4 protein-coding genes and 1 pseudogene are annotated in these 5,381 nt (G+C 72.5%); all 5 read left to right on the top strand.

The genetic code is table 11. The features are described from left to right. Positions 1 to 1,130, top strand: a 1,130-nt coding sequence (locus tag IE312_RS38880; RefSeq protein WP_268254285.1) for a proton-conducting transporter transmembrane domain-containing protein, incomplete at its 5' end; no start/stop codon positions are given. A 6-nt stretch (positions 1,131 to 1,136) separates the two neighbouring features. Further along, entirely contained in the window at positions 1,137 to 2,711 is a 1,575-nt protein-coding gene (locus IE312_RS05200) for a complex I subunit 4 family protein (RefSeq protein WP_189978751.1), read from the top strand. Continuing rightward, complete coding sequence (locus IE312_RS05195) at positions 2,708 to 4,225, top strand: NADH-quinone oxidoreductase subunit N (RefSeq protein ID WP_189978750.1); 1,518 nt, start codon at positions 2,708 to 2,710, stop codon at positions 4,223 to 4,225. The genes IE312_RS05200 and IE312_RS05195 overlap by 4 nt, the downstream gene beginning before the upstream one ends. Before the next feature lie 211 nt (positions 4,226 to 4,436). Next, the gene (gene htpX, locus IE312_RS05190) at positions 4,437 to 5,297 is read left to right on the top strand and encodes a zinc metalloprotease HtpX (protein ID WP_189978748.1); all 861 of its coding nucleotides are present in this window, start codon (positions 4,437 to 4,439) and stop codon (positions 5,295 to 5,297) included. Further along, positions 5,294 to 5,381 (top strand): annotated as a pseudogene (locus IE312_RS44640) (YccF domain-containing protein); the annotation flags it as partial. The gene htpX and the pseudogene IE312_RS44640, both read left to right, overlap by 4 nt.

Raw genomic sequence — 5,381 nt, 5'->3', positions numbered from 1 at the left:
GCTCGGCCCTGGCCGCGCTGGCCCAGGACGACATCAAGCGCGTCCTCGCCTACTCGACGATCGGCCAGCTCGGCTACATGACCGGTGCCCTCGCCGTCGGCGACCGCGGTGCCGCCGTCTTCCACCTCCTGTCGCACGGCGCCTTCAAGGCGCTGCTGTTCCTCGCGGCCGGCGCGGTCATCCACGCCACCGGCACCAACTCGCTGGCCGCCATGTCCCGCATGCGCGGCCTGCGCGACCGCGTCCCGGACGCCTACTGGACGATGACCGTGGCCCTGCTCGCGCTCGCCGCGATCCCGCCCTTCAGCGGTTTTTTCTCCAAGGAGTCCGTCCTCGGCGCCGCCGAGCACGTGACCTCCGGCCGCACCGGGCACGCTCCCGGCGCTGCCGGCTGGATCGTGCTCGTCGCCGGCCTGGTCACGGCCCTGCTCACCGCCGCGTACGCCACCCGGCTGTGGCTGCTGGCCTTCCGCGGCCGGGGCGCCGAGGCCCCCGACCACGGCCGCCAGCCGCTGGCCATGACCGTGGTGCTCTGGGTCCTGGCGGTCCCCTCCCTGGCCTTCGGCGGGCTCGCCTACCGCTCGCTGCCCGGCTGGTTCGACGGCGGCGGCCTGACCCCGACCCCGCTCACCTCCATCCTCGGCACGGGCCTCGCCCTGGTCGGCGGGCTGCTCACCTACGGCGCCTGGCAGCGCACCGCCGCGCTCGCCGCCCGCGTCCCGCTCGGTGCGGTGGCCGCCCACCCCGAGGAGGACGCCGGCCTGGTCGAGGCCGAGGCCATCGCCGCCCACGAACCGGCCTACGGCGACATCGCCTCCGCCCCCGACCCGGCCGACCCCGGACGGCTGCTGCTCGGTCCGCTGCACCGGTACGCGGCCGCCGGTTTCCGCCTGGACGCCGTGTACTCGGCACTGTTCGTCCGCCCGGTGCAGGCCGGCGCGAGCCTCGTCCGGTTCCTCGACCGCGAGGTCGTCGACACCTACGTCGGCGGAGCCGCCGCCCTGCCCCGGCTCCTCGGGGCCGCCGTACGGCGCGCCCAGACCGGCAATGTGCAGACCTATGTGAGCGCGCTGCTCGCCGGCACCGTCGTCCTGGCGGTCGCCGTCCTCCTCGTCGCCACGGGAGTGTGAGCAGGCGTGATCGATATCAACGAGTCCGTGATGCAGTTCCTTCTGGCATTTGTCGTCGTCGGCCCGCTCCTGGGCGCCGCCGCCGCTCTCCTGCCCGCCCCGCCCGGGCTGAAGGGGAAGTCACCCGAGCAGGCCGTGCTCCGGCACGGGGTGACCGTCACCGGTGTCGTCCTCATCGCCGCGATCGTCCTCGCGCTCGGCTTCGACCACGACCATCCGTCGAGGATGCAGGCCACGACCGACATCAGCTGGATCCCCGCACTCGACGTGCGGATCCACCTCGGCACCGACGGCATCTCCCTCCCCCTCCTGGTCCTGACCGCGCTGCTGACCTTCCTCTGCGCGCTCCACTCCTACTTCAAGCCGCCGTCGGGCCCGTCCCCGAAGGCGTTCGTCGCCCTGCTGCTCCTGCTGGAGTCCGGCACCCTCGCGACCTTCGCCGTCCTCGACCTGCTGCTGTTCTTCCTCGCGTTCGAGACGGTGCTCATCCCGATGTACTTCCTCATCGCCCGCTGGGGCGGCGAGGGCCGGACCCGTGCCGCGTGGAAGTTCATCCTGTTCACGCTGCTCGGATCCGTGGTCATGCTGCTCGGCCTGCTCCTGATCGGAATCAAGGCGGGCACGTTCGACATGGTGGCACTCGCCACTGACAACGGCCGGTCACTGACCGCATCGGTGCAGGTCATCGCCGTTCTGGCGATCGGGATCGGGCTGGCGGTGAAGACGCCGATGTGGCCGCTGCACAGCTGGCTGCCCGACGCCCACACCGCCGCCCCGACCGTCGGCTCGGTCCTGCTGGCCGGTGTCCTGCTGAAGATGGGTACGTATGGGTTCGTCCGCATCCTGCTGCCGGTCGCCCCGCACGGCTTCCACACCTTCGCGCCGTACCTCGCCGCGTTCGCCGTCGTCGGGATCATCTACGGCTCCCTGGCCTGCCTGGCCCTCGCCCGGCAGGGCGCGAAGGGCGACCTCAAACGCCTGATCGCCTACTCCTCCGTCGGTCACATGGGCTTCGTCCTGCTCGGCATCGCCACCATGACCCCGACCGGCGTCAACGGCGCCCTGTTCGCCAACATCGCCCACGGCCTCATCACCGGCCTGCTGTTCTTCCTGGTCGGCGCGCTGAAGGACCGCACCGGCAGCACCGACCTCGACACCCTCGCCGAGCAGACCGGCGCCGCCCTCTACGGCAGGGCCCCGCGCCTCGGCGCCCTGCTCGCCTTCGCCGCCGTCGCCTCCCTCGGGCTGCCCGGACTCGCCGGGTTCTGGGGCGAGATGCTCGCGCTGTTCGGCGCGTTCCGGCCCGGCGCGGACCTCAGCCGGTCCGCGTTCCTCACCTTCATGGCCATCGGCGCGTTCGGCACCCTGCTGACCGCCGCGTACATGCTGATCGTGGTCCGCCGCGTCTGCATGGGCGGCCCGGAACGGGAGGTACCGAAACTCGCCGACGTGCACGGGTACGAGTTCGCCGCCTGGACCCCGCTCGTCACTCTCACCGTCCTCGCCGGACTGTGGCCGCGGGCCCTGCTCGGCCTGACCGACCCGGCCGTGCAGCAGCTCCTCGCAGGAGGCACCCGATGAGCGCCCAGCCGCTTGCCGAGTCGCTGGTCCAGTCCGTCGACTGGCTCGCGATCGCCCCGCCCACCCTCGCGGCCGTCGTGGCCCTCGCCGTCCTCGTCGCCGACCTGTTCGTACCCGAGCCGCGCAAGGCCGTCCTCGGCTGGGTCTCGGTGGCCGGCCTGGCCGCGGCGACCGCGCTGCTGCTGCCCCTCCTGGACGGCGACCGCAGCACCTTCTGCACCGGCGGCCACGCGCGCGCGTGCAGCTACACCGCCGACCGCTTCACCCTGGTCATCCAGTTCCTGGTGCTCGTCGGCGCCCTGCTCGCCGCCCTGCTCTCCGTCACCCACCTGGACGACGAGCGGCGCCGCGTCCCGGCCGGCGAGTTCTGGTTCCTGCTGCTGTCCTCCGCGGCCGGCGCCGCCCTGCTGCCCGCCTCCCGCGACCTCGCCACCCTGATCGTCGCCCTGGAGGTCGCCTCCCTGCCCGCCTTCGCGCTCGTGGGCATCCGGCACGGCGACAAGCGGTCCTCCGAGGCCGCCCTGAAGTTCTTCCTGTCGTCGGTCACCGCCACCGCGGTCAGCCTCATGGGCGTCAGCTTCGTCTACGCCTCCACGGGCACCCTCTACCTCACCCAGGTCGCCCAGCGCCTGCCGCACACCGGCGGCCAGCTGCACACCCTCGCCCAGACCGGCGTCGTCCTCACCCTCGTCGGCTTCGCCTTCAAGACGGCCGCCGTGCCCTTCCACTTCTGGGTGCCCGACACCTACGTGGGCGCGCCCCTGCCCGTCGCCGCCTACCTGTCCGTCGTCGGCAAGGCGGTCGGCTTCTCCGGCCTGATCCTCGTCACCGTCGTCGCGTTCCCCTCGTACGCCGACGTGTGGGGCCCCGCGCTCGCCGCGCTGGCCGCCCTCACCATGACCGTCGGCAACGTCGCCGCCCTGCGCCAGCAGGCCACGCGCGCGTACAGCGCCGTACGGCTGCTCGCCTGGTCCTCCGTCGGCCAGGCCGGCTACCTGCTGGTGCCGATCGCCGCCGCCGGATACACCGAGGACGCGCAGAAGGCGATCGGCTCCACGGTCGCGTACGCCCTGATGTACGCCGCCGTGAACCTGGGCGCCTTCGCCGTGGCCGCACTGGTGGGCCGCGGCCGCGCGCTGAACCGGATCAGCGACTACCGGGGCCTGTACGCCACCAACCCGCTCAGCGCTCTCCTGCTGGCCTTCTTCCTGCTGTGCCTGGCCGGGCTGCCGCCGGGCGTCATCGGGCTGTTCGCCAAGGTCACCGTGTTCTCGGCGGCCGTCGACGCCGGCCTCGGCTGGCTCGCCGTCGTCATGGCCGTCAACGTCGTGATCGCCCTCTTCTACTACCTGCAGTGGACGGCCCTGCTGTTCCGCGCCCCGGAGGGCGAGCCCGCCCGGCACCGCGCCCCGGCCCCCCTCACGGCCGCGCTCGCCCTGACCGGCGTCCTCGGCCTCGCCCTGTCCGGGGCACCCCAGCTGGTCCTCCGCTTCGCGGCCACCGGACTGTTCTGAGAGCCGCCACCGGACCGTTCCGAGAGTCGTCACGCGCGCACGGGGCACTCGTGCCCCCCACGCGCGCGTGGCCGAACCCGCACGTCACCCGGGCGGGCGACGCGGCCCGCCGCACCCGTCGGGGAACTCGTGGCCGCCGCCCGGCGTTGTCAGAGCGGGAGGGTCCACTGGATCGAAGTGTTCCCCAGTTGCACGATTTGGAGGGCGCACCGTGCACCGCCGGCACAACGGGCTCAGGACCGCCGTACTCCTGGGGGGACTGTCCGCACTCATCATCGTCATCGGCAGCTTCTTCGGCCGGACGGGACTGGTCGTGGCGGTCGTGGTCGCCCTGGGCACAAACGCGTACGCGTACTGGAACAGCGACAAGCTGGCGCTGCGCGCGATGCGGGCCCGGCCGGTCAGCGAGTTCGAGGCCCCGGCGCTGTACCGGATGGTGCGCGAGCTGTCCACGCAGGCCCGCCAGCCCATGCCCCGGCTGTACATCTCGCCCACCGAGGCCCCCAACGCCTTCGCCACCGGCCGCAACCCGCGCAACGCGGCCGTGTGCTGCACCGACGGCATCCTGCGCCTGCTGGACGAGCACGAGCTGCGCGGTGTCATCGGCCACGAACTGAGCCACGTCTACAACCGGGACATCCTCATCTCCTCGGTCGCCGGCGCGCTGGCCTCGGTGATCATGTTCCTGGTGAACTTCGCCTGGCTGATCCCGGTCGGCCGCTCGGACGACGACGACGGCCCCGGCCTGATCGGCATGCTGCTGATCATGATCCTCGGCCCGCTCGCCGCCAGCCTGATCCAGCTGGCCGTCAGCCGCTCCCGGGAGTACGAGGCGGACGCCTCCGGCGCCCAGCTCACCGGCGACCCGCTCGCCCTGGCCAGTGCCCTGCGCAAGCTGGAGACGGGCACCCAGCAGCTGCCGCTGCCGCCCGAGCCCCGGCTGGAGACGGCGAGCCACATGATGATCGCCAGCCCCTTCCGCGCGGGACAGGGACTGTCGAAGATGTTTTCCACGCACCCGCCGATGGCCGAGCGCATCGCTCGCCTGGAACAGATGGCAGGACGCCTGTGAAGACCATCCTGAACGTCGTCTGGCTCGTCCTGAGCGGCTTCTGGCTGTTCCTGTGCTACCTGGCCGCCGGGGTCCTGCTGTGCA

Source organism: Streptomyces capoamus, from assembly GCF_014654935.1.
In the GTDB taxonomy this organism is placed as follows: Bacteria; Actinomycetota; Actinomycetes; order Streptomycetales; family Streptomycetaceae; genus Streptomyces; species Streptomyces capoamus.
This window is presented reverse-complemented; position numbering and strand designations above follow the sequence as displayed.

Coding starts and splice junctions, on each gene's coding strand:
- IE312_RS05195 (WP_189978750.1), top strand. CDS start 2,708: ATGAGCGCCCAGCCGCTTGCCGAGTCGCTGGTCCAGTCCGTCGACTGG.